At 39.7% G+C, this 25,021-nt stretch carries 23 protein-coding genes; 13 read left to right on the forward strand and 10 right to left on the reverse strand.

Going from position 1 to position 25,021, the window contains the following annotated elements:
* Positions 1-230: 230 nt before the first annotated feature.
* The 7 genes from psbQ (at position 231) to AC504W_RS14735 (ending at position 8,880) form a co-directional block, all read left to right on the forward strand.
* Entirely contained in the window at positions 231-695 is a 465-nt protein-coding gene (psbQ, locus tag AC504W_RS14705) for a photosystem II protein PsbQ (protein WP_494873072.1), read from the forward strand.
* A 279-nt stretch (positions 696-974) separates the two neighbouring features.
* Positions 975-2,039: an NAD(P)/FAD-dependent oxidoreductase gene (locus AC504W_RS14710; protein ID WP_494873073.1), complete on the forward strand. Its 1,065-nt coding sequence runs from the start codon at positions 975-977 to the stop codon at positions 2,037-2,039.
* A 74-nt stretch (positions 2,040-2,113) separates the two neighbouring features.
* Positions 2,114-2,962 (forward strand): alpha/beta fold hydrolase, encoded by an 849-nt coding sequence (locus AC504W_RS14715; protein WP_494873074.1) that lies wholly within the window; start codon positions 2,114-2,116, stop codon positions 2,960-2,962.
* Positions 2,963-3,235: 273 nt separating this feature from the next.
* Positions 3,236-3,820, forward strand: coding sequence for a protoporphyrinogen oxidase HemJ (gene hemJ, locus AC504W_RS14720; protein WP_096577471.1), 585 nt, complete (start codon positions 3,236-3,238; stop codon positions 3,818-3,820).
* Positions 3,821-3,965: 145 nt separating this feature from the next.
* Positions 3,966-4,829, forward strand: a complete 864-nt coding sequence (locus AC504W_RS14725; protein WP_494873075.1) for a DUF6671 family protein — start codon at positions 3,966-3,968, stop codon at positions 4,827-4,829.
* A gap of 647 nt (positions 4,830-5,476) precedes the next feature.
* Positions 5,477-8,002 carry an AAA-type ATPase lid domain-containing protein gene (locus tag AC504W_RS14730; RefSeq protein ID WP_494873076.1) on the forward strand — a complete coding sequence of 842 codons (2,526 nt, stop codon included), beginning with the start codon at positions 5,477-5,479 and terminating at the stop codon, positions 8,000-8,002.
* Between the two features lie 167 nt (positions 8,003-8,169).
* The gene (locus tag AC504W_RS14735) at positions 8,170-8,880 is read left to right on the forward strand and encodes a sugar transferase (RefSeq protein WP_494873077.1); all 711 of its coding nucleotides are present in this window, start codon (positions 8,170-8,172) and stop codon (positions 8,878-8,880) included.
* 6 nt (positions 8,881-8,886) lie between these two features.
* Here AC504W_RS14735 and AC504W_RS14740 read toward each other — a convergent pair whose 3' ends face one another.
* From AC504W_RS14740 to AC504W_RS14770, 7 genes are all read right to left on the reverse strand, one after another.
* Entirely contained in the window at positions 8,887-9,726 is an 840-nt protein-coding gene (locus AC504W_RS14740; RefSeq protein ID WP_103126169.1) for a carbohydrate ABC transporter permease, read from the reverse strand.
* Positions 9,727-9,976: 250 nt separating this feature from the next.
* Positions 9,977-10,996 carry a catalase family protein gene (locus tag AC504W_RS14745; RefSeq protein ID WP_494873078.1) on the reverse strand — a complete coding sequence of 340 codons (1,020 nt, stop codon included), beginning with the start codon at positions 10,994-10,996 and terminating at the stop codon, positions 9,977-9,979.
* Between the two features lie 39 nt (positions 10,997-11,035).
* Complete coding sequence (locus tag AC504W_RS14750) at positions 11,036-11,611, reverse strand: 5-formyltetrahydrofolate cyclo-ligase (protein WP_494873079.1); 576 nt, start codon at positions 11,609-11,611, stop codon at positions 11,036-11,038.
* Positions 11,612-11,692: 81 nt separating this feature from the next.
* The gene (locus AC504W_RS14755) at positions 11,693-12,637 is read right to left on the reverse strand and encodes a GDP-L-fucose synthase family protein (protein ID WP_494873080.1); all 945 of its coding nucleotides are present in this window, start codon (positions 12,635-12,637) and stop codon (positions 11,693-11,695) included.
* A gap of 23 nt (positions 12,638-12,660) precedes the next feature.
* The gene (gene gmd / locus AC504W_RS14760; protein WP_096577489.1) at positions 12,661-13,740 is read right to left on the reverse strand and encodes a GDP-mannose 4,6-dehydratase; all 1,080 of its coding nucleotides are present in this window, start codon (positions 13,738-13,740) and stop codon (positions 12,661-12,663) included.
* Positions 13,741-14,131: 391 nt separating this feature from the next.
* The gene (locus tag AC504W_RS14765) at positions 14,132-14,890 is read right to left on the reverse strand and encodes an undecaprenyl-phosphate galactose phosphotransferase family protein (RefSeq protein WP_096584941.1); all 759 of its coding nucleotides are present in this window, start codon (positions 14,888-14,890) and stop codon (positions 14,132-14,134) included.
* A gap of 113 nt (positions 14,891-15,003) precedes the next feature.
* On the reverse strand, positions 15,004-16,146 hold the full coding sequence (locus AC504W_RS14770) for a glycosyltransferase (protein WP_494879663.1): 1,143 nt from the start codon (positions 16,144-16,146) through the stop codon (positions 15,004-15,006).
* 281 nt (positions 16,147-16,427) lie between these two features.
* On the opposite strand from AC504W_RS14770, the gene AC504W_RS14775 reads away from it, so the two are divergent.
* Positions 16,428-17,360 (forward strand): NAD-dependent epimerase/dehydratase family protein, encoded by a 933-nt coding sequence (locus AC504W_RS14775; protein WP_494873081.1) that lies wholly within the window; start codon positions 16,428-16,430, stop codon positions 17,358-17,360.
* Between the two features lie 4 nt (positions 17,361-17,364).
* On the opposite strand, the gene AC504W_RS14780 is transcribed toward AC504W_RS14775, so the two are convergent.
* The gene (locus AC504W_RS14780; RefSeq protein WP_494873082.1) at positions 17,365-18,090 is read right to left on the reverse strand and encodes a Uma2 family endonuclease; all 726 of its coding nucleotides are present in this window, start codon (positions 18,088-18,090) and stop codon (positions 17,365-17,367) included.
* Positions 18,091-18,217: 127 nt separating this feature from the next.
* Here AC504W_RS14780 and rfbB point away from each other — a divergent pair, with 127 nt between their 5' ends.
* Together rfbB and rfbA are read left to right on the forward strand one after the other, a co-directional pair.
* Positions 18,218-19,285: a dTDP-glucose 4,6-dehydratase gene (gene rfbB / locus AC504W_RS14785; protein ID WP_494873083.1), complete on the forward strand. Its 1,068-nt coding sequence runs from the start codon at positions 18,218-18,220 to the stop codon at positions 19,283-19,285.
* Entirely contained in the window at positions 19,282-20,196 is a 915-nt protein-coding gene (rfbA, locus tag AC504W_RS14790) for a glucose-1-phosphate thymidylyltransferase RfbA (protein WP_494873084.1), read from the forward strand. The genes rfbB and rfbA overlap by 4 nt, the downstream gene beginning before the upstream one ends.
* 49 nt (positions 20,197-20,245) lie before the next feature.
* Here the strand turns inward: rfbA and pgsA are convergent, their stop codons facing one another.
* The gene (pgsA, locus tag AC504W_RS14795) at positions 20,246-20,764 is read right to left on the reverse strand and encodes a CDP-diacylglycerol--glycerol-3-phosphate 3-phosphatidyltransferase (protein ID WP_494873085.1); all 519 of its coding nucleotides are present in this window, start codon (positions 20,762-20,764) and stop codon (positions 20,246-20,248) included.
* Positions 20,765-20,784: 20 nt separating this feature from the next.
* A complete protein-coding gene (locus tag AC504W_RS14800) occupies positions 20,785-21,348 on the reverse strand; it encodes a Uma2 family endonuclease (RefSeq protein WP_494873086.1) in 564 nt (187 codons plus the stop codon).
* A 139-nt stretch (positions 21,349-21,487) separates the two neighbouring features.
* Between AC504W_RS14800 and AC504W_RS14805 the strand changes: the two genes are divergently transcribed.
* The 3 genes from AC504W_RS14805 (at position 21,488) to AC504W_RS14815 (ending at position 25,019) form a co-directional block, all read left to right on the forward strand.
* On the forward strand, positions 21,488-22,906 hold the full coding sequence (locus AC504W_RS14805) for an aspartate ammonia-lyase (RefSeq protein ID WP_494873087.1): 1,419 nt from the start codon (positions 21,488-21,490) through the stop codon (positions 22,904-22,906).
* 84 nt (positions 22,907-22,990) lie between these two features.
* Complete coding sequence (locus tag AC504W_RS14810; protein ID WP_494873088.1) at positions 22,991-23,962, forward strand: Npun_F2552 family protein; 972 nt, start codon at positions 22,991-22,993, stop codon at positions 23,960-23,962.
* A gap of 868 nt (positions 23,963-24,830) precedes the next feature.
* Positions 24,831-25,019, forward strand: a complete 189-nt coding sequence (locus AC504W_RS14815; protein WP_096577507.1) for a TLTLP motif-containing protein — start codon at positions 24,831-24,833, stop codon at positions 25,017-25,019.
* The last annotated feature ends 2 nt before the right edge of the window (positions 25,020-25,021 follow it).

The raw sequence follows: 25,021 nt of genomic DNA on the forward strand, positions 1-25,021 counted from the left end.
TGAAGTATGAAGTGTGAAATATGAAGTATGAAACTTCAGATATAGATATATGAGTAATTATACTTAAAATTTTAGGAAAGTGTCTGAGACTTTACCCTCGTTCAATAATGGTCTAAGAAAAATTTGAGAATTTTCCGCAAAATCATCTACTGGCTAGAACGATAAATTACCCTGGCGATCTAAAATTACACTGTTAGCTGGCAAACGTTAAAAAAAGTTAAGTTCAGTTTATGGCGCGTCAACGCTCGATTTTCTCAATCATTCTGGTATTATTAGCTACATTCCTCATTAGTTGTGGTGGCCCTGGGGTCGCCGTTGCACCTCCAACTTATACAGCAGATCAAATTGCCCAAATTCAGGAATATGTGCCTGAAATTCAGACTGTGCGCGATCGCGCAGACGAACTAAAAGACCTCATCCAAAAAAATGAGTGGATCAAGGTGGGTAACTTTATTCATGGCCCAATGGCAGAAGCTAGACTGACCATGACTTACATCACACCCCATCTTTTACCCAAAGACCAAACCACAGCCCGTCAAATCACCAAAGATTTATTAAATCACTTGGTGAAAGTCGATCAAGCGGCTAGTAATGGCAATAGTCTACTGGCCTCAAGTAACTACAAAGCTGCTTTTACAGATGTTGACAAATTTCTACAACTGTTGCCTGAAGGTAACAAGCAAGCTGATTCGTAAGCAGTGATTTTTGAGTGATAAGTTATGAGTTAGAAGAACAAAGGCTGAAGTTTGAAGTCGGAAATGAAGAAGCCTGTATAGTAAGCTTTTTGACTTTTGACTTTTGAACGCCAGTTGCTACTCTGCGAGAAGCCGCGCAGAGCGCGTCTACAAGTCGGCAAAGCCGACGACAGTCGCTTTAAGTCGGGAAACCCGCCCACCGCGCTGTCTCCCCAACGCACTGGCTCCTTTTGACTTCCGTCTTGCGGTTCTAGCTCATAACTCTTCAATATTCAAGCAATGAGTCATGTAATTATTATCGGTTGTGGTGTCATTGGAGCCGCGATCGCCTATGAACTGAGTCAAGTAACAGGGTTACAAATTACTGTTATTGACCAACAACAACCTGCACAAGCTTCCACAGGTGCAGCCCTTGGGGTTTTGATGGGTGCTATCAGTCAAAAAATCAAGGGCAAAGCTTGGCGGTTGCGGCAAACTAGTATTGAACGCTACGAAACTTTAATTCCTGACTTGGAAGCATTAACTGGGCGTAACATCCCTTTCAATCGTCAAGGTATACTTCACTTGTGTTGGGAAGAGGAAAATTTTGAGAATTGGGAAAAATTAGTAGAAATTCGTCATTCCCAAGGTTGGAATCTAGAAATTTGGGACAGGGCGAAACTCAAGAGTATGTGTCCCCAAGTCCATAATGACAAAATCACTGGCGCAGTTTATTCACCTCAAGACCGTCAACTTGACCCTACCGCCCTTACCTTAGCCTTAGTGGACGCTGCCCAAAAAAAAGGCGTGAACTTCCAATTTGGTGTGAATGTTCTAAATATCTCACCAAAATCAATCGAAACTACAGCAGGAGAAATTGCCGCTGATTGGATTGTGGTGGCTGCTGGACTGGGTTCCACACTACTAACAGCCCAGTTAAACCAAAAAGTTGATATCCGCCCTGTTCTAGGACAAGCATTACAAGTACATTTAGCAAATCCCATCGGTAATCCTGAGTTTCAGCCGATGATTACCTGCAATGATGTACATATCGTTCCTGTAGGTGGCGGAAATTATTGGCTAGGCGCAACGGTGGAATTTCCGACTGATAGCGATGAAATCCCACCTAATCATCAACTATTAGACGATGTTAGACAACAAGCGATCGCCTTTTGTCCAGAACTCGCCTCAGCCACAATTACCCGTACATGGTCAGGGTTACGCCCCCGCCCAGAAGGTTGCCCAGCACCAATAATTGAAAAACTGCCAGGATTTAACAATGTCCTTCTCGCCACCGGACATTATCGTAACGGTGTGTTACTAGCACCTGCAACAGCATCTGCGATTCGTGAGATGATTATTTGAGAATTTAGAAGTCAGAATTCAGAATTAATATTCCTTCTGTATTCTGAATTCTCAGTTTTTATTAGGAAAGTAGCGTGTCTGTAACCGAAAATAAAGTAAAAATTGATTCATTAGAGTGGTTTTATCGGGAAGCTGAACCGATTGGACAAAGTGATTTAGTACCTGTAATCTTACTGCACGGAATAGTGTCTCAAAGTTATAGCTGGCGTAATATTCTACCAGCTTTAGCCAGTCAAGGAACAAGAGCGATCGCACCTGATTGGATTGGTTATGGCTTTTCTTCAATGCCAGAAAAACGTGATTTTGCCTACACTCCTGACGCATTTATTACAGCTTTAGACAGATTTATTCAAGAACTAAAAATCGAAAAATTTTCTTTAGTTGTTCAAGGATTTTTAGGTTCTGTTGGCTTACAATATGCCTTGAGACATCCTGAAAAAATTGCCAACATTGCTATTTTAAATGCACCGATTTCAACTACTGCTAAATTACCTTGGAAAATCAAACAAATGGGTTTACCTTTAGCAGGTGAAATGATGACGCAAGACCCATTATTAGTTGACCGCACCCTAGAAGGTGGTAGTCGCTACCGCATCGAAGATAAAGATTTAGACATTTACCGCCGACCTTTTTTGAAAACATCTGCGGCTGGTAGAGGTTTGTTATCAACTATCCGTAATTTACAACTACCAGAAGCAATGACAGAAATTGAATCTGGCTTTCAAAAATGGGAACAACCAATTCTACTTCAATGGGGCATGATTGACCCTTGGTTATCCATAGACATAGCACAAAAATTTAGTGATTCTGCCCCCAATGTAGAATTAGTAAAGCTTAATAATGTTGGGCATTACCCTCAAGAACATTACCATAAAACAATTTTAGAAGACTTATTGCCTTTTGTCAGACGTGTAAATAATTAGTCAGAAATAAATTTGGCAAAAATCAATATTATAAAAAACGAACCCATAGATAAATATAGATAATTTATCTGTGTTTAACCAATAGCTAATTAGATGATTTGGCACAGCATTTAATGCGAACTTAAGCGAATGTAGAAAGTTAACTAAGTAGGTAGACATAATCAAATGTAAAATGCAAATCAAAGATATTCGCTGATATCAAAGGTTGTTACTCCTGCCTTCTACTTCATAACTTACGATGTATTAAAGCCACCTTAATGGAGAAGAGAATTCATGGCTTATTCTTGGTTTAAAGCATTTCATATTATTGGCATTGTAGTTTGGTTCGCTGGGTTATTTTATCTCGTGCGTCTGTTTATCTACCATGTTGAAGCCGAACAAGAACCAGAACCAGCACGCACGATACTGAAAAATCAGTATCAAATCATGGAACTACGTCTTTATCGCATTATCACTACTCCCGGAATGTTAGTTACAGTAGCGATGGCGATAGGTTTGCTGAGTACCGAACCAGAGGTTTTAAAACAAGGTTGGCTACACTTCAAACTGCTATTTGTTGCCATTTTATTGGCTTATCATCATTACTGCGGTCGTTTGATGAAAAAGTTAGCGAAGGATGAATGTCGCTGGAGTGGTCAACAATTACGAGCTTTAAACGAAGCACCTACAGTTATGTTGGTGGTGATTGTACTATTGGCTGTATTCAAAAATAATCTACCAACAGATATCACCGCTTGGGGGATTTTTGGTTTGATAATTTTCATGGCGGTTACTATTCAGCTATACGCTAAGAAACGCAAGCGTGATAAAGAACAATTGATGGCGCAGATAAACCAAGTTCCTCAAGAACAAAGTTAGAGAAGTAGCTCTTTCACAAAAAATTTGGGTAAGATAATTCCTCTTTCATCTGATATGAATTGAGAAACTTAATTCTTTCGGGTGCGTTTAACTTTGTTAGCGCACCTATGCTTTATTTTAATTCGTATTAAGAGGTAATTGCACAATGCAAATTCAGCAATTATTTAGCAAAAGAGTTGGTGTAATTGCGACAATGCACCAAAAAGAAAAGGTGATTGCGCCATTATTAGAACAAGAATTAGATATTAAAACTATAGTACCAACTAATTTTAATACTGATGTTTTTGGCACATTTACTAGAGAAATAAAACGCCCTGGAAATCAAATTACAGCCGCAAAATTAAAAGCGGAAAAAGCGTTAAACTTGACTGGTGAAACTTTAGCGATCGCTAGTGAAGGTAGTTTTGTACCTCATCCACTTGTACCATACATTTACTCCAATCGAGAAATTGTTATTTTATTAGATAAACAAAACGAGATAGAAATTATTGGCGAGGAATTTTCTATAGAAACGAACTTTAATCATCAGGTCGTTGAAAATCTCCCAGAAGCATACGATTTTGCTAAAAAAGTGGGATTTCCTGAACATGGTCTTGTTGTTTCCTGGAAAGATTCTGCTAAAAATAGTATGGAAATAATCAAAGGAATTACAACAGCAGCAAAACTCCAAGAAACTATCCAAACTGCCTTGAATAATTCTGTAGATGGTAAAGTTAGCGTAGAAACAGATATGCGGGCGCTTTATAATCCAACCCGCATGAAAAATATTGCCAAAGCCACCTTAGATTTATTAAATAAAACTAAAAGCTTATGTCCACAATGTTCTGCACCTGGTTTTGCCATAACTGAAAAAATAGCAGGTCTACCATGTGAAATGTGTTCTATACCCACTAGTTTGACACTTTCAGTTATTTATCATTGTCAAAAATGTGGTTTTAAGCAAGAAAAATTATTTCCTAATGGTAGAGAATTTGCTGACCCAGCCCAATGTATGTATTGTAATCCTTAGTAGTCTGGTTTGATTTTGAGTAGGGAGTAGAAAAGAGTATGATTTTGCTAACTCTGTAACTTATAACCTCCTATGAAAAAATCTCCCGCCGCTAAATAGCAACGAGAAGATTCAAATTTATAGTTCGTCAGGTGATCGGAATAGTATCTTATTTAGTACTTATTTGAGGTATATTCATTCCTCCATTAGATAGAGAAATAACCTAGCTAATGGCTGATGTATGTATATACTAATACTGATAAAAATTACATAATCAATTTAGAATTGAAACCTAAAAGTTAGTTTATAGTGATACCTAAAAATTAGCTTAAAATAAATTATCAAATAAGATGATGTATTGAAAAAGCCCTACTGCTTTTCAAAAGCAAAAGGGCAGACGGTATGATGTGAGAAGCAAACTATTTGTTTACTGAAATATAAGATAGCAAGCGAATGTGACAGTGTTATCACATTTATATGAAAATTATGCGATCGCAGATAATTCTAGCTACGGGTAAAAAATAGCGCCGCCAAGACAATTAAACCTAAAAGCGCCAAGGGAACCCAAAGATTAGGCACATCAGACAAACTCATCACACAGTACTTTTACCATTCCGATCAGGGATAATTCCATTTATACAGCAAGCAGCCTGCACGGATAACCCACAATGACATCACAAGAAATAGTCATTTGGCTACAAGAACATACGACTTTAGGAATTCTCTCATCTGCGGCGTTGAATGCGATCGCCCAAGCTCTAGAAGAAACAGTTGTACCAGAAGACAGTCACTTAGTCAGCGCAGGTACTCCCCCGGAAGCCCTTTATATCCTTAAAGACGGTCACATTGAAAGCGAGACTAGCAACAAAGGTAACTTTGCCCCCGCTTGTGGCTTTCTTCCAGGGGCAGTAATTAACCTCAAAGAACTGCTGTTAGATGAGTTAACTCCATCGACAATTGTTGCCCTCATGGAATGTCATTTATGGGCTATCCCGGCGGCGGAATTTCGCACCTTAGCCAGCCAATACCCAGAAATAACCCAAGCCTTATCTCGCTCTTTAGCGCAAGAATTAGCCCAAGTCACATCAGCTTTAACTTACGAACAAGAACGTTCTGTTGCGTTGCGTCCCTATTTAGTTACCAAAGCTCAACGGGGTATTGTGGGTACAAGTCGCTATGCAGTACGCTTACGCGAACAAATACGAGAAGCCGCCGCTGACCGCAAATCTGTAGAAATCTTCGGTGAACCAGGCTTAGAAAAGGATAATATAGCCGCTCTCATTCACTACGGTTCACCTAAACGTCGGGAACCGATTATCAAAATCAATTGTGGCATTCTCCAAACTAGCGGTATAGACTTATTTGGTCGTGCAGGTGGCAAACCAGGCCTGTTGGAATGGTTGGGAGAAGGCACTTTAGTACTCAACAACATCCAAGAATTGCCCCCAGAATTATTACCAGCAATGGTGCAGTTAATCAAAACAGGCACTTATAACCCCGTAACTCGTACTGGCGAACCAACCGCTGCACCTCGTTCCAGTCAAGCCCGGATTTTGATAATTTCCGAGAAAACTCAATCGAAAATTGAACGCTGCGTCGGTCGGGTAATTAAAGTCCCGCCAGTGCGCGTGCGAAAAACTGATATTAAAGCACAGGTAGAATATTACATCAGTCTTTATGTGCGATCGCGCGGACTGCCAAAACCCCGTGTTACACCAGAAGCCTTACGTCGCTTGCAGTCCTATGACTTTCCTGGCAATCTCAAGGAGTTAAAAAATTTAGTAGAACGAGCAATTGTTCAAGCTGGAGTAAGACAAGAATTAACCGAAGAAATCTTCTGGTCAGCCCAAACCAAGAAAAAAGAATTTCGCGTCAACTTGTTGAATTCCTATCCTGGGTTGCGGAAGTTCTTACGCAGTGACTGGTGGCCCGACCGGATTAACTATGGCTTTACTGTGGTAGTTTTTCCCATCCTCATTGCAGTGTTATTTGTGGGGCCGCAAACACGCGATCGCAATTTTGCTTTAAATTTATTTTGGGCTTGGTGGTGGCCATTCTTTTTATTGATCTTTCCCTTTTTAGGTCGCGTGTGGTGTAGCGTCTGTCCTTTCATGATTTACGGCGAAATTACCCAAAAGCTATCTCTGTGGTTATTTCCCCGTCAACTCAAACGCTGGCCGCGAGAAAAAGCCGAGAAATGGGGCGGATGGTTTTTATTTGGCTTATTTACTTTAATTTTCCTTTGGGAAGAACTCTGGCACTTAGAAAACACAGCTTACTTATCTGCTTGTTTGCTGTTGTTAATTACCGCCGGAGCCATGATTTTCTCCGCCATATTTGAACGGCGGTTTTGGTGTCGCTATCTTTGCCCCATCGGCGGAATGAATGGTTTATTTGCCAAACTCTCTATGACGGAACTACGGGCGCAACAAGGTATTTGTTCTGCTACCTGCACCACCTATCAATGTTATAAAGGTGGGCCGCAAAAAGGCGAAGGTATGGAAACCAATGGCTGTCCGTTATATTCTCATCCAGCCCAGTTAGAAGATAACAGAGATTGTGTTTTGTGCATGACTTGTTTAAAAGCCTGTCCCCATCGTTCCGTTGAATTTAACTTGCGTCCCCCCGGAATTGAACTGTGGACAACTCATGTACCACGCAAATATGAGGTTGCATTGTTATTTTTACTCTGGGGTGGTGTATATCTGCATCGTTTACCAGAATTGCAGTCATGGTTGGGTCTGCAACTGGATTTAAATGATTTTTGGCAGCATTTAGGGTTATCACTCTTAGTTTTACTTATCCCCGCTGCTGTGGCTTGGGTAGGATATGGTTTGATCAAGCTATTCAATTTTCAACGCAAGCCAAAATCATTCACCGAACTTGCATATAGCTACTTACCATTGGTGCTAGGCGGAAATTTAGCTCACTACCTACATTTAGGTTTGGCAGAAGGGGGGCGAATTTTACCCGTGACTTTGGCTACTTTTGGCTTGAATAGCGCACATTTGCCTGTATTGATAGCACATCCAGCAGTCATCAGCTTTTTGCAAGGCGCTACTTTAATTTTCTCCGTGCTTTTAACCATGGTATTAACACAAAAAATAGCCCGTCAACCGTTGCGATCGCTTTTTTGGCAACATTTAGCAACTATTGGGTTGGCAGCTAGTATGTGGGTATTAATAGTCTTTTAACTAGAATCACTTTATACATTCAATACCAGAAATTTAAAATCCGCCATTGAATTCAAAGATTGGATAAATTTTGAGTGCGAAATTTATTACTGCTGCAATTTTTGTTTATATTATCACTCAGTACAGATGTAGGCAGATCACGATACCCTCTTTAACTGTAACTTCTTATGATGTCAAGACCTACTGTTAATCCTCATACAGGAGGTTATGCTGTAGATGTGTTAGCTCTTGCTAATCAACGTCCAGCAGCTAATTTTGTCAAACAGCCCTTACACAGATCAACCTCAAGCATCACAAAAAGATTAATAGACATTCTAGGGGCTATTGTTGGACTAATCATCACAAGCATTGTGGCAATTCCTATAGGAATTATCATCAAAACCACTAGTCCCGGCCCCATATTTTACTCTCAAATTCGCTGTGGTATCAACGGTAAGCCGTTCCGTATTTGGAAGTTCCGTTCAATGGTAGTAAATGCCGAGCAAATCAAGCATTTGGTCAAAAATCAAGCTCAAGGTCACATATTTAAAGCTGTTGATGACCCCCGCATCACTCCCATTGGTAAATTCTTGCGTCGTACTAGCTTAGATGAATTTCCCCAGTTTTGGAATGTTCTCAAGGGAGAAATGAGCTTAGTGGGAACGCGCCCCCCTACGCCTGATGAAGTTATACACTATGCACCGCATCACTGGGAAAGATTAAAAGTTAAGCCAGGTATGACGGGAGAATGGCAAGTTCATGGACGTTCCAGCATCAAAGATTTTGAAACTATTGTAAAAATGGATGTTGATTATCAACGTAAATGGTCTATAGTTTATGACCTGATGCTGATATTTAAAACCATCTGGGTTGTATTGAATAAGAGTGGAGCTTGTTAGTTAAAATTAACCCTTAACACCACTACCAGTTTCAGTCGGTACGATGTAGCGTTGTAAAAACAGAAATAATATTAGTACTGGGGCGATGGAAATTATCGAACCAGCAGCTACTAAGCGCCAGTCTAAAGAAAAAGTACCCGCTAATTTTGCCACGCCTAAAGGTAAGGTATAGAGTTTTTCGTCTTGAATAACAATTAACGGCCAGAGAAAATCACTCCAAGAGCCGATAAAAACGAAAATTGCTAGAGTTACTAACGCAGGACGAATGGCTGGTAACATTATGTGCCACCACAAGCCTAACTCTGAACTACCATCCATCCGCGCAGCTTCTTCAATTTCTTTAGGAACACCTATAAAAGCTTGTCGCAGTAAAAAAATGCCAAAAGCCGAGGCTAAACTAGGAAACATCATTCCCCAATAGGTGTTTACTAAACCTAGCTGGACTGTCAGGATGTATAAGGGAATCATGACAATCTGAAAGGGAATCATGATTGTCGAGACGATCGCCACAAAAATCCAGTCTCTCCCTGGAAATGATAGTCTGGCTAAAGGGTAAGCAGCCAAAGCACAAAATAATAAATTTAAACCAACAGTCAGTACAGAAACCAAAGTACTGTTATATAAATATTGGGCAAATGGTAAAGATTGCCAAACACTCACAAAATTGCCTAGGGTCGGTTGGCTAGGAAGTAATTGTGGCGGCGACTGTAATATATTTTCGGTGGGTGATTTCAACGCTGTACTAATTAACCACAGCAGCGGAAATAGTGTTAATAGTGCGATCGCTCCTAAAACTATATAAATTAATAAAATATTTAATTTGGGATTGTGCTTGATAAATTTCATAATTAACCTAATTTTTATAATTGGAAATCTAATTATAAACCTGGAATTATTCAAATAATTAAAACGTAATTCTGCAATCAAAAATCTCTAAACTTATTGTGCCATCTACTAAAGTTTGCAATGTAAAGATCATCGATAATTACATATCTCTATCTACATAAATTTGTATTTTTTGCGTCAGAAACAATTGTCTCTAACGCAAGCTATCGAATATAATATAACCCCTGAACTTAAGCAGTTTCAATCTGATTTACAGTGGTTCATCTTGAACTACTGTATGAGGTTGTGGTTCCCGCAAGCGTTGGGCAATTTGCTCTCGGCGATATTGTGCAAGTTCGCTGTAAAGCCGCTTGCGCGAGAGATTCACACTGCCAACAGGCTCATGTTCTAAGAGTGTATGCCAAGGTGAGAATAACATACCTTCATCTAAACGCTTGCGTTCTTCAAAATCGAATTTTTGACTAGGAATACGCACAGTTGCAACTTTAATAAATGGTGAATCTGCTTCTTGCCATTCCTGAATATGGTTTTCAATTGGTGTCTTTTCATCATCTATATAAAACTGAATCAGGAAGTCAAAAGAGGCTTCTTTACCTTCTAGCGTCAAATATTTGACTATTGCTTCCCGTAGGTAGTTTTCCGATTCTGGAATTGTTTCGGGAGGTTGTTCCGGCTGTTGTGGTTTGACGGAAAATTTGACAAATTTATCGCCAAACTTAAATGGAGCCATACTCCAATATTGAATTAAAAGTGGATTACCTATCTTCTTACTACCAATTTTTTGCAAAATAGCAAAGGCGTAAGTCAGTTCTTCCATTCGCTCTGGTGTAAGTTGTCCACTACCTGCTTTGGCTAAATCGGCATAATCACGAACATCTTTAGTCAAGAAAATAGGATAGTTGTTGAGAATAAAATCTTGTGTTTTTTCTTCGTCATCTAGCACTTTTTGTCCATCTACATTGATCACCTTGATGGCGATACCGCGAACATCAGGCTGGCTATCGGAGTTGAACGTACCACGTTTTTGAGGCGCACCACCATTAGAAAAACGAATCCACACAGGATAAGTTTGAGGGGTTTTAAACAAACCTACTCTCAAGTCTTCAGAAAGATGGGGTTCAATAATCAACTCTCCCCAAAGGAGTCCATGACTTTTGCTATGAATTTGGCGGAGGTCTGGGCCTGTTTGCTGTTGAGCTTGAAGACTAGTTGCTATAATCTCATCAAGCAGTGCTTCCTGCTCAGTGGTAGATGATACTGGATTATTCATAGAAAATATTTGATTATGTGTCTTCATTATCCTGAAGCTTTAATCTTTTCCAGTCAAGCCAGTTTCACTCACAACAATTTTTAGAGGTTTATCCCAAGGTGCGATCGGTATTCGCTGCAAGTAAGCAAAATCAAATACTATACCTATAGTTGATTTATTTGTCCATTCAGGAGAACTGAGTAAGCGGTCATAATATCCACCACCATAACCCAAGCGATATCCGCGAGAGTCGCAAGCTACACTAGGCACAAGAATTAAATCGACTTCACTAGGGTCTATAGTTGGTGCATCGGTATATGGTTCGCTAATACCATAGCTGTTAATTTGCAGTGAGTCTCCAGATTGCCAAATATGCCAAGATAGGGAATTACCAACGCAGCGCGGAAATCCCCATTGATATTTAGTATCTGCAAATAAGGGACTTAAATCAGGTTCTTGGCGAAAGCTGAAATATGCGAGTATTGTTTTTGCGTCACTATAAAAAATAAAAGTTTGTATTTGAGTGCAAATGCGATCGCTTTTTTCTCTCCATTCTTCAACAGACATCAATTGCCGTTTTTTTAGTAATGTGCGGCGTAGTTTAACTTTATCTAGCTGTATATCAACTATATCCATATAAAAATCTATTCATAAAAATTGTAGAGACGCTGCGTAGCAGCGTCTCTACAAACCTAGCCTAGAGCATTTGTATTGTATTTAAGCAGCGTTTTGACGATACCAATCAATGGTATTTTTCAGCCCTTCTCTAAAGCCAACTTGTGCGGTAAAGCCAAAAGCTTGCTTGGCGCGTTCTGTATCTAAACATCTGCGGGGTTGACCATTGGGTTTGTCGGTTTCCCAAACAATTTCACCGTCAAACTCCATCAATTCGCAAATCAGGGTAATCAAATCACGGATGGTGATTTCATAACCAGTACCTAAGTTCACTGGTTCCGATTCATGGTAGTTTTGCGTCCCCATAACAATTCCCCGTGCTGCATCTTCAGAATAAAGAAACTCGCGGGTAGGACTACCATCACCCCAAACTGGAAGTTGTTTATCTCCGTTAATTTGGGCTTCGTGAACTTTGCGAATTAATGCGGGAATTACGTGAGAACTTCTGGGGTCAAAGTTATCTTCTGGCCCGTATAAATTCACAGGTAATAGGTAAATTCCATTGAATCCATATTGCTGGCGGTAAGATTGCAGCTGAACTAACAACGCCTTCTTCGCCACACCGTAGGGTGCGTTAGTTTCTTCTGGGTAGCCATTCCAAAGGTCATCTTCTTTAAATGGCACTGGTGTAAATTTAGGGTAGGCACAGATTGTACCAACACAAACGAATTTTTCTACTCCAGCTTGATGGGCAGCATGAATTAGCTGGGTTCCCATAATTAAGTTGTCGTAGAATAACTCTGCTGGCTTTTCGCGGTTGAGACCAATGCCACCGACGTGAGCCGCTAGATGGATAATGATATCTTGTTGGTCAACTGCGCGTTGACAGTTTTCCCAAACACGGATGTCACATTCACGCGATCGCGGTACTGTAATTTTCGCATTATCAGCCCCAGCCTTACACAGCTGATCTATTACCTGACGACCGAGGAATCCCGCCCCACCTGTGACGAGAATCCTTTTGTTTTTCAGTTCTAAGGCGGTCATATTTTTATCCTCAGAGGTGTGAATCAGAAGTGGAGAGCGCCCAATTCTTGACGAATAGTAGCAATATCTACAGGCATTGATGAACCATTGCCATTGGGTGAAGTGTGACCCAATGCTTGTAAATCTGCTTCCACCATGAGGGAGACTAATCCTTCAAAGGTAACTGACGGTTCCCAACCTAACTTTTGTTTTGCCTTAGTAGGATCACCGATCAATAAGTCTACTTCGGCGGGACGCAGGTAGCGATCGTCAAACTCTATGTAATCTTGCCAATTGAGATTGACGTAACCAAAAGCTAACTCTAAAAATTCTTTCACTGAGTGGGTTTCACCAGTTGCAATTACATAATCATCTGGCTGTTCTTTTTGTAACATCAACCACATAGCTCGGACGTAATCTTTTGCGTAACCCCAATCTCGTTTAGCATCAAGATTACCCATATACAGCTTTTTCTGCTTGCCAGCTACAATTCTCGCTACTGCTCTGGTAATTTTACGGGTAACAAAAGTTTCTCCACGGCGTGGAGACTCGTGGTTAAACAAAATACCGTTACAAGCAAACAAATTGTAAGATTCGCGGTAATTTACTGTTTGCCAGTGAGCGTAAACTTTTGCACAAGCGTAAGGACTGCGGGGATAAAATGGTGTTGTCTCGCTTTGCGGTACTGCTTGGACTAAACCATACATTTCGGAAGAACCGGCTTGATAGAAACGGACTTCAGTACCAGTGCGTTGCTGATAATCTCGAATCGCTTCTAATAGACGCAGTGTACCCATACCCACTGCATCAACTGTATACTCTGGTGAATCAAAGCTCACCCTCACATGGGATTGCGCTCCCAAATTGTATATTTCGGTTGGTTGAACTTCTTCTAAAATTCGTCGCAGCGTTGTACCATCCGTCAAGTCACCATAGTGAAGCAATAACCGCACACCATCTTTGTGGGGGTCTTCGTAAATATGATCAATGCGGTCTGTATTGAAGGTGGAAGTCCGACGAATAATTCCATGAACTTCGTAACCTTGCTCTAACAAAAACTCACTTAGATATGAACCATCTTGACCTGTAATACCAGTAATCAACGCTCGCTTAGTTTGCACCATGCTCAATTATCCCTTGTGATTTTTGATCTGTATAGTTCCATTCCAACTGATACAACCTAGCAGCTAATGGCTAAATTGCCTAATGGGAAACTTACGGGTCTTAATTGATAGCAGAATTTTGCCGTAAACAAATATACTTAATTAAGAATTATTTAACAAGTCAATTTTGAGTAGATTAACTCAATGATTGGAGTAAATTTTTAATTTATTGCGTAAATTTTACCAAAACTTTATATAGTCTTGATTTTTGTTAAGCCTAGATCAATTGAAAATTTGAGGGATTTATTTATTAGGTTGTTGGCTTAAAGACTGGTAAAAATTGAAACTAGAAGACTAAATAGATAGTTAAATAGGGGCATTTATTGCCCCTATGATCAATGTTGAGTCTTGCTCAGTAAGCTCCGTTATTTTTAGGCATGATGACCACATCAATCGTTTTGAGTATTATCCACAAATCAAGCCAGAAATTCCGAAATTTCACATAGTGTAGGTCTATTTGAACTCTTCTGGGGTAAGGGATGTCATTACGTCCTGAAACCTGCCACAAGCCAGTAATTCCTGGTCGGATTGTTAATATCTGACCAATGTGATTCCCGTATTTTGGTAATTCTTCTGTTACTAGGGGGCGCGGCCCAACGACGCTCATGTCTCCTTTTAAAACATTCCAAAATTGAGGAAATTCGTCCAAGCTAGTAATACGGAGAAATCTCCCAATTGTGGTAATTCGCGGGTCATGTTTCAGCTTAAAACTGCTTTCAAATTCTTGCCGCAATTGGGGCGATGTTTCCATCATTTGCACGAGTATTTCGTCTGCATTGCTCACCATTGTGCGGAATTTAATACAATTGAAGCGTTTGTAGTTTTTACCTACCCGTTCTTGGACATAAAAAATCGGGCCTTCTGAGCTTAGTGCAATCAGTAAGGCCAAAATTAAGTAAAGGGGAAAAAACAAAATCAGTACTGATAGCGAAAACCCGATGTCGAATAGTCGCTTAACAAACTCTCCGTTTAAAGCCTGAACGGACAAACCCTTGGGTTTTACCTTGGGTGTCTTGGTTTTTTTACTACGTTTTAAGAAAGTACGCGTAGACGAGCTAGCGTCTTGCCGTAGGCTTCGCTTGCCGGAGAGGAGTGAGCTCTGGGCAGTCATCATACTCCTTAATAATCCACACCACACATAGTCCCAATCTTAAAGCCAAAATGAGGTGCTTCTGGAGGGAAGTTCCAAAAGCATACACAATTTCCGTACACAAATTTCGACCATTATTCTAAGTAGGGTCTGTTTTTGTGGCACTTGTTGAGAAAATCTAGATAACGCTGTGCAAAAACTTGCGGTGAAAACTGGGTAGCGTGCGATCGCAAATACTCAGGATTGATGGCATTGCGATACATTTCAAATTTTTCCACTGCCTCTGTCAAGGCTGCTACTGTTTGTTCTGGAAAAAATATACCAGTTCCTTGTTCTTTGTGCGATCGCACATCCTGCACTGTTTCTAAAGCACCCCCAGCCCCATAAGCAATTACTGGAGTACCACAAGCTTGTGCTTCTACTAAGGCAATGCCAAAATCTTCACAAGCTGCATACACAAATGCCCTGGCTTGAGCCATATATTTTTTTACTACATCATCAGGCTGCCAACCCAGTATTTTAATGTTAGAGTTGGCGATTTGGCGAATTTTTTCCATTTCTGAACCTGTACCAATTATGACCAATGGTAACTGCAATTTATTGAAAGCTTGGACAATTAAAGATACTTGCTTATAGCTAACTAAACGGGAAACAGTCAAGTAAAAATTTTCTTTTTGGAGAAAAAGCGGAAAAGCTTCTACATTAACTGGTGGATAAATAACTGCGGCTTCTCGTCGGTAGCAACGCCAAATTCTTCTCGCTGTGTGCTGGGAATTGGCAATAAAGTAATCAACGCGATTGGCACTTAAGACATCCCACTGGCGCAACTGATGTAGTAGATGCTTTGTTAACCACCCTGGTAAACCACTACCTAGTTTACTTTGCTGGAGATAATCAAAAGTCAAGTCCCAGGCATAACGCATAGGACTGTGACAGTAGCAAATATGCAGCTGGTCAGGGGTAGTTAGAACTCCTTTAGCTACAGCATGAGAAGAAGACAAAATTACGTCATATTGACGCAAATCCAGTTGTTCAATTGCCAAGGGTAACAAAGGCAAATATTTTTGCACTCCATTCCTCGCATAAGGAAAGTTTTGTAAGAAGGTCGTACCAATTTGACGTTTGTACAAGTAACTTTCAGAATTGCTGGATTCAAAGTCAATTAGGGCATATAAATCAGCATCAACGTGATTCAGAATTTCTTGTACAACTAGTTCTGAACCACCGGTGGCTTTAGGTGTTAACCACTCATGAACCAGAGCATATTTCAAGGACACAGTTAACTTGAGTAGGTGGAAAATATAGTCAGACAAATTGTAAGGAAGCGCCCCAGATTGAACTTCCGACGGAATTCCAGCACAAGTGGTTCCAGAGGGATGCAACAACCTGATAACCTCAAATGGGGTAGTAGGACATGGGGCGTAGGGATGAGGGGCTAGGGACTAGGGATGAGTATCAAAAACCGATAGATAATTTTATATATCTAACTTCTAAGCTCTAGCCTCTAACCTCTCACCTCTAACCTTTAGCCTCTGCATTAGATATAAAAGGGGAATTTATGCGAATTTTGATTATGGGTGGCACTAGGTTCATTGGTGTTTACCTAACTCAAATACTTTTAAAACAAGGCCATGAGGTGGTACTGTTCAATCGTGGTAATCGTTCTGTACCGTCAGGAGTAGGACAAATTATAGGCGATCGCACGGATGCAGCACAGCTGAAAGAAAAATTATCACAAGAAAATTTTGACATCATTTTTGACAATAATGGTCGAGAACTCAGTGATAGTCAGCCATTGGCAGAAATTTTCCAAGGTAGAGTGCAGCAGTTTATTTACATGAGTTCGGCGGGAGTATATCTCAAATCTGACCAGTTACCCCATGTTGAAGGGGATGCGGTAGACCCTAAAAGTCGTCATAAGGGTAAACATGAAACAGAAGCTTACTTGGCTGAACAAGGCTTACCCTTTACCTCTATTCGCCCAACGTATATTTACGGGCCGAGTAATTACAACGAATTAGAAAGCTGGTTTTTTGATAGAATTGTGCGCGATCGCCCAATTGCCATTCCGGGTAATGGATTACATATTACCCAGTTAGGTCATGTGCAAGATTTAGCAACAGCCATGTCTTTGGTTGTGGGTAATGAAAAAGCGATGGGACAGATTTATAATATTTCAGGCGATCGCTTCCTGACTTTTGATGGTTTAGCCCGTGCTTGCGCTGTAGCGGCTGGCAAATCACCAGATGCAATTAAAATAGTTCACTACGACCCGAAAAAGTTTGATTTTGGCAAGCGCAAAGCTTTTCCGATGCGCGTTCAACATTTCTTCGCATCGGTACAAAAAGCGCAAACAGAATTAAATTGGCAGCCCGAATATGATTTAATTTCTGGGTTAACAGATTCCTTGAACAATGATTATCTAGCCAATGGCAGGGATAAGAAAGAAGTTGATTTCTCTGTAGATGACGATATTTTAAAAGCCGTGTAGCGATTTATATTTGGTTGGGATCAATTCCCAATTCTCTTAACTTTGCGGCTAATTGTTCAGCCTTCTGGCTTTCCTGCTCCACGGGAGTAGGAATCCAATTTCCATCTGCATCATACCAGCGTAACCACAATCGCTCAATTCCTTGATAAGTTCCTTGCCAAAGTCCTAACCCCAACTGTAAACTCGGCATCCAAATTCTTGGTGTAGTTAAATCCATTTCACTGTAGCGCCCTGCGATCATTTGGAAAGCTTGTAATTTATCAGTGTAGCGGTCAAAGACAATATAGTAAGGAACTCGCAAAAGTCGTTCGTAAACTTCCCATTTTGTTGGCGGTTGGTTAACCTCCCGCAGAGTTTGTCCCACATCTTCTTTTTCTGTTCCTGGAGATAGGAATTCAACTACTACAAAAGGTGCAATACCTTCTTGCCACATCACGTAACTTAAACGTAAATCTTTTTGTTCATAAAGACGAGAACCACCTACAACCGCAAACCAGTCTGGGTGCTTGTACCATAGTGGATAGTGAGGGTCATAATAGAGATTTAAATCACTAGCAATAAATATTTCATCTCCAGGGTATTCTGGTGGAGAGAAAGTGTCTTCTAACAGGCGAGATTGCCAAATATGAAATTGGTCGGGCAAGCCAGGTTCCTTTGGATCTTCACTAGGAAGCTCATACATTGTAGGTAAGAATTTTTTTGCGGGACGAGGAGGGTCTGTTTGATACATATTATTATTATTCGGAGGAGTAAAAATAAATAGAGATTTCGTCTAGTGTTAGTTTTGTTTATAGAAACATACTTAATATAAGTTCAATTATATATAAGTTAAATAATAAATCAAATCTTAAAGATGTATGCTCACAGCATTAGTAACTGGTGGTGCTGGATTTATCGGTGCAAACTTTATTCTTTTAGCCCGAAAAAATAATTGGTTTAACATTATTAATTTAGACAAACTAACCTATGCTAGTAACTTAGAAAATTTGGCGGAATTAAAAGGCGATCACAACTATCATTTTGTGCAAGGCGATATTAGTAACATTGAATTAGTGAGTTATTTGTTAAATCAATATCAACCTGATGTAATTATCAACTTCGCTGCGGAAACTCATGTTGACCGCTCTATTTTTAGTCCGCAGCTTTTTATTCAAACTAATGTATTTGGTACATTTAATTTACTAGAAGCCAGTCGATTTTATTGGCAAAAACTTTCACCAGAAAAACAGCAACAATTTCGGTTTCTACACGTATCTACAGATGAAGTATATGGCTCACTTCAACCTGATGACCCAGCCTTTCGAGAAGATACACCCTACGCACCTAATAGTCCTTACGCCGCTTCTAAAGCCGCAGCGGATCATTTTGTGCGGGCATACTATCACACATATAAATTGCCTACTTTAACAACCAATTGCTCAAACAATTATGGAATGCGTCAATTTCCCGAAAAACTCATTCCTTTGATAATTTTAAATGCTCTAGATGGTAAGCCTTTACCTATATATGGTGATGGCCAGAATATTCGAGATTGGCTTTATGTGATCGACCATTGTGAGGCTATATATTTAGTTTTCCAACAGGGAAAAATTGGTGAAACCTATAATATTGGTGGACTGAACGAACAAACAAATTTAACAGTTGTAAACAAAATCTGTGCCATACTTGATGAATTAGTACCAAAACCTAATTTTTCCTATTCCTCTTTGATAAATTTTGTTCCAGACCGCCCTGGACATGACCGAAGATATGCAATTGATTGTAGTAAAATCAGGCGTGATTTAGGTTGGCAACCTCAAGAAAACTTTGATAGTGGTTTAAGAAAAACCGTGCAATGGTATCTTGATAATTCAGATTGGGTCAATCAAGTACGTTCAGCAACTTACCTAAACTGGTTGAAACAAAACTACGAAAATCGCAAATGAAAGGAATTATTTTAGCGGGTGGCTTTGGTACACGTCTTTATCCGATTACTAATGTTGTGAGTAAACAACTTATGCCGATTTATGACAAGCCGATGATTTATTATCCCTTGTCTGTATTAATGTTGGCAGGAATTCGAGAAATTTTAATTATTTCTACACCAAATGATTTGCCATTATTACAGGAACTTTTAAAATATGGTAGTCAATGGGGTTTACAGTTTAGCTATATTGAACAGCTTTATCCAGAAGGTTTAGCTCATGCTTTTATTTTAGGAAAAGAGTTTATTGCCAATCAGCCAGTCTGCTTAATTTTGGGTGACAATCTATTTTATGGTAATGGTTTAAGAGAAGTATTACTGAGAGCCGCACAACTAAAAGAAGGTGGACTGGTTTTTGGCTATCAAGTAAAAGATCCGCGGCCTTATGGCGTGATTGAATTTGATGCGGATGGTTGGGTAACAGGAATAGAAGAAAAACCTGCAATACCCAAATCTAAATATGTAATTCCCGGAATTTATTTTTATGATGCTCAAATTGGAGAAATTGCAGCTAATCTTCAACCTTCGGCGCGGAATGAACTAGAAATCACTGATGTGAATATGGCTTATTTAAAGCAAGGAAAATTAAGAGTTGAGCTTTTAGGTAGAGGATATGCGTGGTTAGATGCAGGAACTCATGAATCTTTACATCAAGCTGCTAATTTTATCCAAACGTTAGAAGAACGGCAAGGATTAAAAATAGCTTGTATTGAAGAAATTGCCTACAATCAAGGTTATATAGATGCTAATCAACTCAAAGAATTAATTAAACCAATGGCTAAAAGTAGCTATGGTCAATATTTAATCTCAATTTTAGAAGACGATTATCTCATTGCTAGAAAAAGACCAAAATGTTTCATTAATTCTCATTAAAAACTCCGAGTACCTACGCGTAAACTTAGCGCACCTCTGCGTTTAAATTTTACTCCACAGTACTCACCTTTGGCGGTAAAAGATAAATCAACCCTGATATTAAAGTTAAAGCAACCGAAATCCAAAAGGCAATTAATGATAGAGTTTGCCATTGTGATGATAAAGGTGCAATCAAAAATGCGATCGCTACTATTTGACTCACCGTTTTCAGCTTACCCCAAATATTCGCCCCGGTGATCGTCGTTTGATTCACCCGCCAACCTGCGATCGCTAATTCTCGCGCTAAAATCAAAAACACTCCCCAAGCTGGAACTTTCCCTAACTCAATCAATACCATCAACGGCGCAAGCACCAAAAATTTATCGACTAAAGGATCTAAAAATTTACCTAAATCACTAACTTGGTTGAGTTTCCGCGCTAAATATCCATCTAACCAGTCAGTTAACGCCGCCACAAGAAAAATCGCCAAACATATCCACCTAGCCTGAGAAGTAGGATTATACAAACCGTATAGCAGAAATGGGACACCCAGAAGGCGAGAAAAAGTAATCCAGTTGGGTAAAGTCATGATTTGGGTTGAGGAATTATTTATAATTTTAACCAACCAAATAATTGCCCCAATGTCAAATTTAAATCCCTGACTAAATCGGGAACTGGTAATATATCTTCTTCGTTTTCTAAATATATTATTTGCTGGTGAGGCGGATAAACTAAAACACAATATTCTTCTGGATCAATTAACCAACCTAAGCTAGTACCATGATTTAAACAATGTAAAATGTTTTTGGTAACTTTGGTTGTACTTTGTTCAGGAGAGAGGATTTCAATTGTCCAGTCTGGATATGTATTAAAAACATTGGCAATGTTACCCTTTTCATCTACTGGAATCCGATTCCAAGCAAATACAGCGACATCTGGAACAGTGGAACGTCCACCAAAAGTACAGCGTAGTTCTGGAAAAGCACGTGCAGCCTTTTTAGGTTTGCCTACACCGTTAATTGTCGTAACTAATTCACCTTGAAGTATGCTATGTTTACCTTGAGGCATAGGTTTTTGAATAATTTCACCATCAATATATTCACTTGCTGGTTTAGTTTCTGGTAATTGTAAAAATTCTTCTAAAGATATCCGGCGAGTTGGTGTTTTAATCATAATATTTACCTGCACGTATTTAAACTGGAGTTTAGCGTAAATCAATTGATTTGTTGCTGAAAGATTGCAGATAGTAAACAAGGCCTGAGGGTCATTTACATGGCATGATCTGTATTTTGAGATCATCCAAAACAATAGTATGACTGACAATATAAATTTTCGCATTGAGCGCGACTCAATGGGCGATCGCCAAATTTCTAGTAACGTTTATTACGGCATCCAAACTTTACGCGCCACAGAAAACTTCCCTATCAGCGGTATCAAACCTTTACCTACTTACGTAGATGCTTGCTTGATAATTAAAAAAGCTACTGCAATTGTTAACGGTGAATTAGGCTGTATTTCTCAAGATGTTAGTCAAGCAATTGTCAAAGCCACCGATGAAATCCTCGCCGGACAATTACGCGATCAGTTTGTGGTAGATGTTTATCAAGCTGGTGCTGGAACTTCTCACCACATGAATGTTAACGAAGTTTTAGCAAATCGGGCGTTAGAAATTCTCGGTGATGAAAAAGGTAATTACAAAAAAGTTAATCCTAACGACCATGTAAACTACGGCCAGTCTACCAATGATGTCATCCCCACAGCGATTCGGATTGGTGGTTTATTAGCACTGACTCATACATTGCACCCAGCTTTAGAAAAAGCGATCGCTGCCTTAGAAAGCAAAGCGGTAGAATTTCAAGATATTGTCAAATCTGGCAGAACCCACATGCAGGACGCTGTACCTGTGCGTTTGGGTGATACTTTTGCAGCTTGGGCGCAAATTCTCACAGACCATCAAAACCGCATCTATACTGCATCTGGAGATTTGATGGTGCTGGGTTTGGGTGGTAGTGCGTCGGGTACAGGGATGAATACCCATCCTTTGTATCGCGCCCGTGTGGTGGAAGTTCTCTCAGAATTGCTGAATATGCCTTTAGAACCTGCACCTCAGCTAATGGCAGCTATGCAGAGTATGGCACCGTTTGTCAACGTTTCTGGGGCTTTACGCAACTTAGCCCAGGATTTAGTCAAAATATCTCACGATTTGCGATTGATGGACTCTGGGCCGAAAACTGGTTTGAAGGAAATTCAACTTCCCCCAGTGCAACCAGGTTCCTCGATTATGCCAGGAAAATATAACCCAGTGATGGCAGAGATGACATCAATGGTGTGTTTCCAGGTGATGGGTTACGACAGTGCGATCGCTCTTGCCGCCCAAGCGGGACAATTAGAATTGAATGTGATGATGCCGTTAATTGCTTATGATCTGATTCACAGCATTGAAATTCTGGGCAATACCATCGCCGTGCTGACAGAACGCTGTATTCAAAATATTACTGCCAACCGCGATCGTTGTTTGGCTTATGCTGAAGGTAGTTTAGCTTTAGTAACCGCACTCAACAATCATATTGGTTATCTCAATGCTGCGGAAGTCGCCAAAGAATCCTTAGCTAGTGGTAAATCTTTACGACAGATTGTTTTAGAAAAAGGGCTGATGACAGAAGCCCAATTAGCCGAAGTGTTAAATCTAGAACAAATGAGTAGTATTGTACCCCTCAAGACAGAATCTTAATCTATCGATTCAAACAACGTAGGAAGATAGAACAAGAAAGAAATTTATCTTTCTCCTATCTTCACTACACGCAATTATTTACCTATGCAGACATACAAACCATCTGTCAGCTTAATTAGGGCTACGTCTTACGAAAGCGCAGCTTTACGGGAATCTTTAACCACTTTGCTAGAACCCTTGGGAGGAATAACCGCTTTTGTCAAACCCGGACAAAAGGTATTACTCAAGCCTAATCTCCTCACAGGCGCACGTCCTACCAAGGAATGTACTACCCGCGCTGAACTGGTTTACGAAGTTGCCAAAATGGTTATCGAAGCTGGTGGTAAACCGTTTTTAGGCGATAGTCCCGCTTTTGGAAGTGCGAAGGGAGTCGCCATTGCGAATGGTTATCTACCTTTAATTCAAGAACTCAATCTTCCCATCGTCGAATTTCATGGTCAGCGTTACCAAACAGTCAGCGAAAATTTCAACCATTTGCTACTGTGCAAAGAGGCGATGGAAGCTGATGTAATTATTAATTTGCCCAAAGTTAAATCACATCTGCAATTGACTTTAACAATGGGCGTGAAAAATTTATTTGGTTGCGTTCCCGGTAAGATGAAAGCTTGGTGGCACATGGAAACTGGGAAAGATGCTAACCGTTTTGGAGAGATGTTAGTAGAAACGGCTAAAACAATCAACCCAGATTTGACAATTTTAGATGGCATTATTGGTCATGAAGGCAATGGCCCTAGTGGTGGAGAACCTAGGAATTTAGGAATTTTAGCCGCAGCATCAAATGTATTTGCTTTAGATAGGGCGATGTTAGAAATTCTCAATGTTTCACCTCAGCAAGTTCCAACTGTTGCTGCTTCCCAAAGACTTGGGGTTTGTCCTGAACTAGATGAAATTGAATTTCCGCTGTTACATCCTGATTTATTACAAATCTCAGATTGGCGCTTACCAGATAAATTAATGCCAATTGATTTTGCTATGCCCCGCGTGATCAAGTCTACGTTTAAACATCTTTACATTCGATTTATCAAGGAACCGATGAATACATATAGCAGAGGTTAGTTTAAATGGGCAATTTTAGAGAATCAGTAAGTGCAAATTCGGCTACAGCAACTCTAAAATTCCCAGAGTAATCTTTAATTACCCTCCGATTGCTTAACCAGACAACCGCCATCATTTAGTGGCGGTTTTTTATGTAATGAATTTGTCATCAAACTTTGATTTATTTAATAGTCGTAAATCAGAAATATTTGGCGATCGCCTGCTCTAATTCTTCAGGTATTTGTACTCTACCTATGTATAGATTGACAAACCCAAAGTAATGTTACATAACACTAGTATAGTAAATTAACAAATTTATTTTTCGTGTGATTACTGAATTTGCAATTACTAGTCAGTGAATATGTCTATGCTGATTGAGAGTATATTTTTATCTGCTCATTTAATTATGATTAGCCAATTTTAATTGGTTGCTTGTTATGCTGAGTGGCATAGTAAAAATCATCAAAGTCTTCAGTAATATTTCGGTAGACTTTGCTTGTGAGTAAAATTATCTAAACTCTAAAACCAGCCTGTATCGAGTATTTGCAGATGTTATAATGAAAGCAATTGCTCTAATATAAGTTAATAATTTATATCAGCACAAAAGAAAAAATGTAGTTTTTGATGCAATTTATTAACCTCTGCTTAACCAAAAGATGGCAAATCATAGCAAGAGACTGTAACATAATATTCACTTAGATAATTCCGAAATGTTTTTCTTGAACTTTGTATCAATCTTGTCGGAGATAAAATTATTGTTATGACACCTGCCAAACTGGTTCACTTTTTTGACTGCTACACAGTAGTCAGTAAAAAATCGCTAAAATGGCATCAAGAATCTCTCCGAGAGATAAAACTTATCAAGTGAGTTGAAGAAGTTCAAATTTGTATGGATTCAAATAGTCAGTCTGCTAACCCTACCGCTACATATTCCCATCGTTTGGCAGACCTTGTGGGAACCGCGATCGCTCTGTTAACTTTAACGCTACCTCTATTTGTCATCGCTCATTATTCATCCAATGATGTACCCAATAATCAGCAACCCCTGACATATCAACTGCATAAAAGCTCGGAGTAAAC

Source organism: Nostoc sp. C96, from assembly GCF_059384975.1.

Bases quoted from the DNA above. Each gene is read 5' to 3' on its own strand.
- psbQ (WP_494873072.1), top strand. From the start codon at position 231: ATGGCGCGTCAACGCTCGATTTTCTCAATCATTCTGGTATTATTAGCT.
- AC504W_RS14710 (WP_494873073.1), top strand. From the start codon at position 975: ATGAGTCATGTAATTATTATCGGTTGTGGTGTCATTGGAGCCGCGATC.
- hemJ (WP_096577471.1), top strand. From the start codon at position 3,236: ATGGCTTATTCTTGGTTTAAAGCATTTCATATTATTGGCATTGTAGTT.
- AC504W_RS14725 (WP_494873075.1), top strand. From the start codon at position 3,966: ATGCAAATTCAGCAATTATTTAGCAAAAGAGTTGGTGTAATTGCGACA.
- AC504W_RS14730 (WP_494873076.1), top strand. From the start codon at position 5,477: ATGACATCACAAGAAATAGTCATTTGGCTACAAGAACATACGACTTTA.
- AC504W_RS14735 (WP_494873077.1), top strand. From the start codon at position 8,170: ATGATGTCAAGACCTACTGTTAATCCTCATACAGGAGGTTATGCTGTA.
- AC504W_RS14740 (WP_103126169.1), bottom strand. From the start codon at position 9,726: ATGAAATTTATCAAGCACAATCCCAAATTAAATATTTTATTAATTTAT.
- AC504W_RS14745 (WP_494873078.1), bottom strand. From the start codon at position 10,996: ATGAATAATCCAGTATCATCTACCACTGAGCAGGAAGCACTGCTTGAT.
- AC504W_RS14750 (WP_494873079.1), bottom strand. From the start codon at position 11,611: ATGGATATAGTTGATATACAGCTAGATAAAGTTAAACTACGCCGCACA.
- AC504W_RS14755 (WP_494873080.1), bottom strand. From the start codon at position 12,637: ATGACCGCCTTAGAACTGAAAAACAAAAGGATTCTCGTCACAGGTGGG.
- gmd (WP_096577489.1), bottom strand. From the start codon at position 13,740: ATGGTGCAAACTAAGCGAGCGTTGATTACTGGTATTACAGGTCAAGAT.
- AC504W_RS14765 (WP_096584941.1), bottom strand. From the start codon at position 14,890: ATGACTGCCCAGAGCTCACTCCTCTCCGGCAAGCGAAGCCTACGGCAA.
- AC504W_RS14775 (WP_494873081.1), top strand. From the start codon at position 16,428: ATGCGAATTTTGATTATGGGTGGCACTAGGTTCATTGGTGTTTACCTA.
- AC504W_RS14780 (WP_494873082.1), bottom strand. From the start codon at position 18,090: ATGTATCAAACAGACCCTCCTCGTCCCGCAAAAAAATTCTTACCTACA.
- rfbB (WP_494873083.1), top strand. From the start codon at position 18,218: ATGCTCACAGCATTAGTAACTGGTGGTGCTGGATTTATCGGTGCAAAC.
- rfbA (WP_494873084.1), top strand. From the start codon at position 19,282: ATGAAAGGAATTATTTTAGCGGGTGGCTTTGGTACACGTCTTTATCCG.
- pgsA (WP_494873085.1), bottom strand. From the start codon at position 20,764: ATGACTTTACCCAACTGGATTACTTTTTCTCGCCTTCTGGGTGTCCCA.
- AC504W_RS14800 (WP_494873086.1), bottom strand. From the start codon at position 21,348: ATGATTAAAACACCAACTCGCCGGATATCTTTAGAAGAATTTTTACAA.
- AC504W_RS14805 (WP_494873087.1), top strand. From the start codon at position 21,488: ATGACTGACAATATAAATTTTCGCATTGAGCGCGACTCAATGGGCGAT.
- AC504W_RS14810 (WP_494873088.1), top strand. From the start codon at position 22,991: ATGCAGACATACAAACCATCTGTCAGCTTAATTAGGGCTACGTCTTAC.
- AC504W_RS14815 (WP_096577507.1), top strand. From the start codon at position 24,831: ATGGATTCAAATAGTCAGTCTGCTAACCCTACCGCTACATATTCCCAT.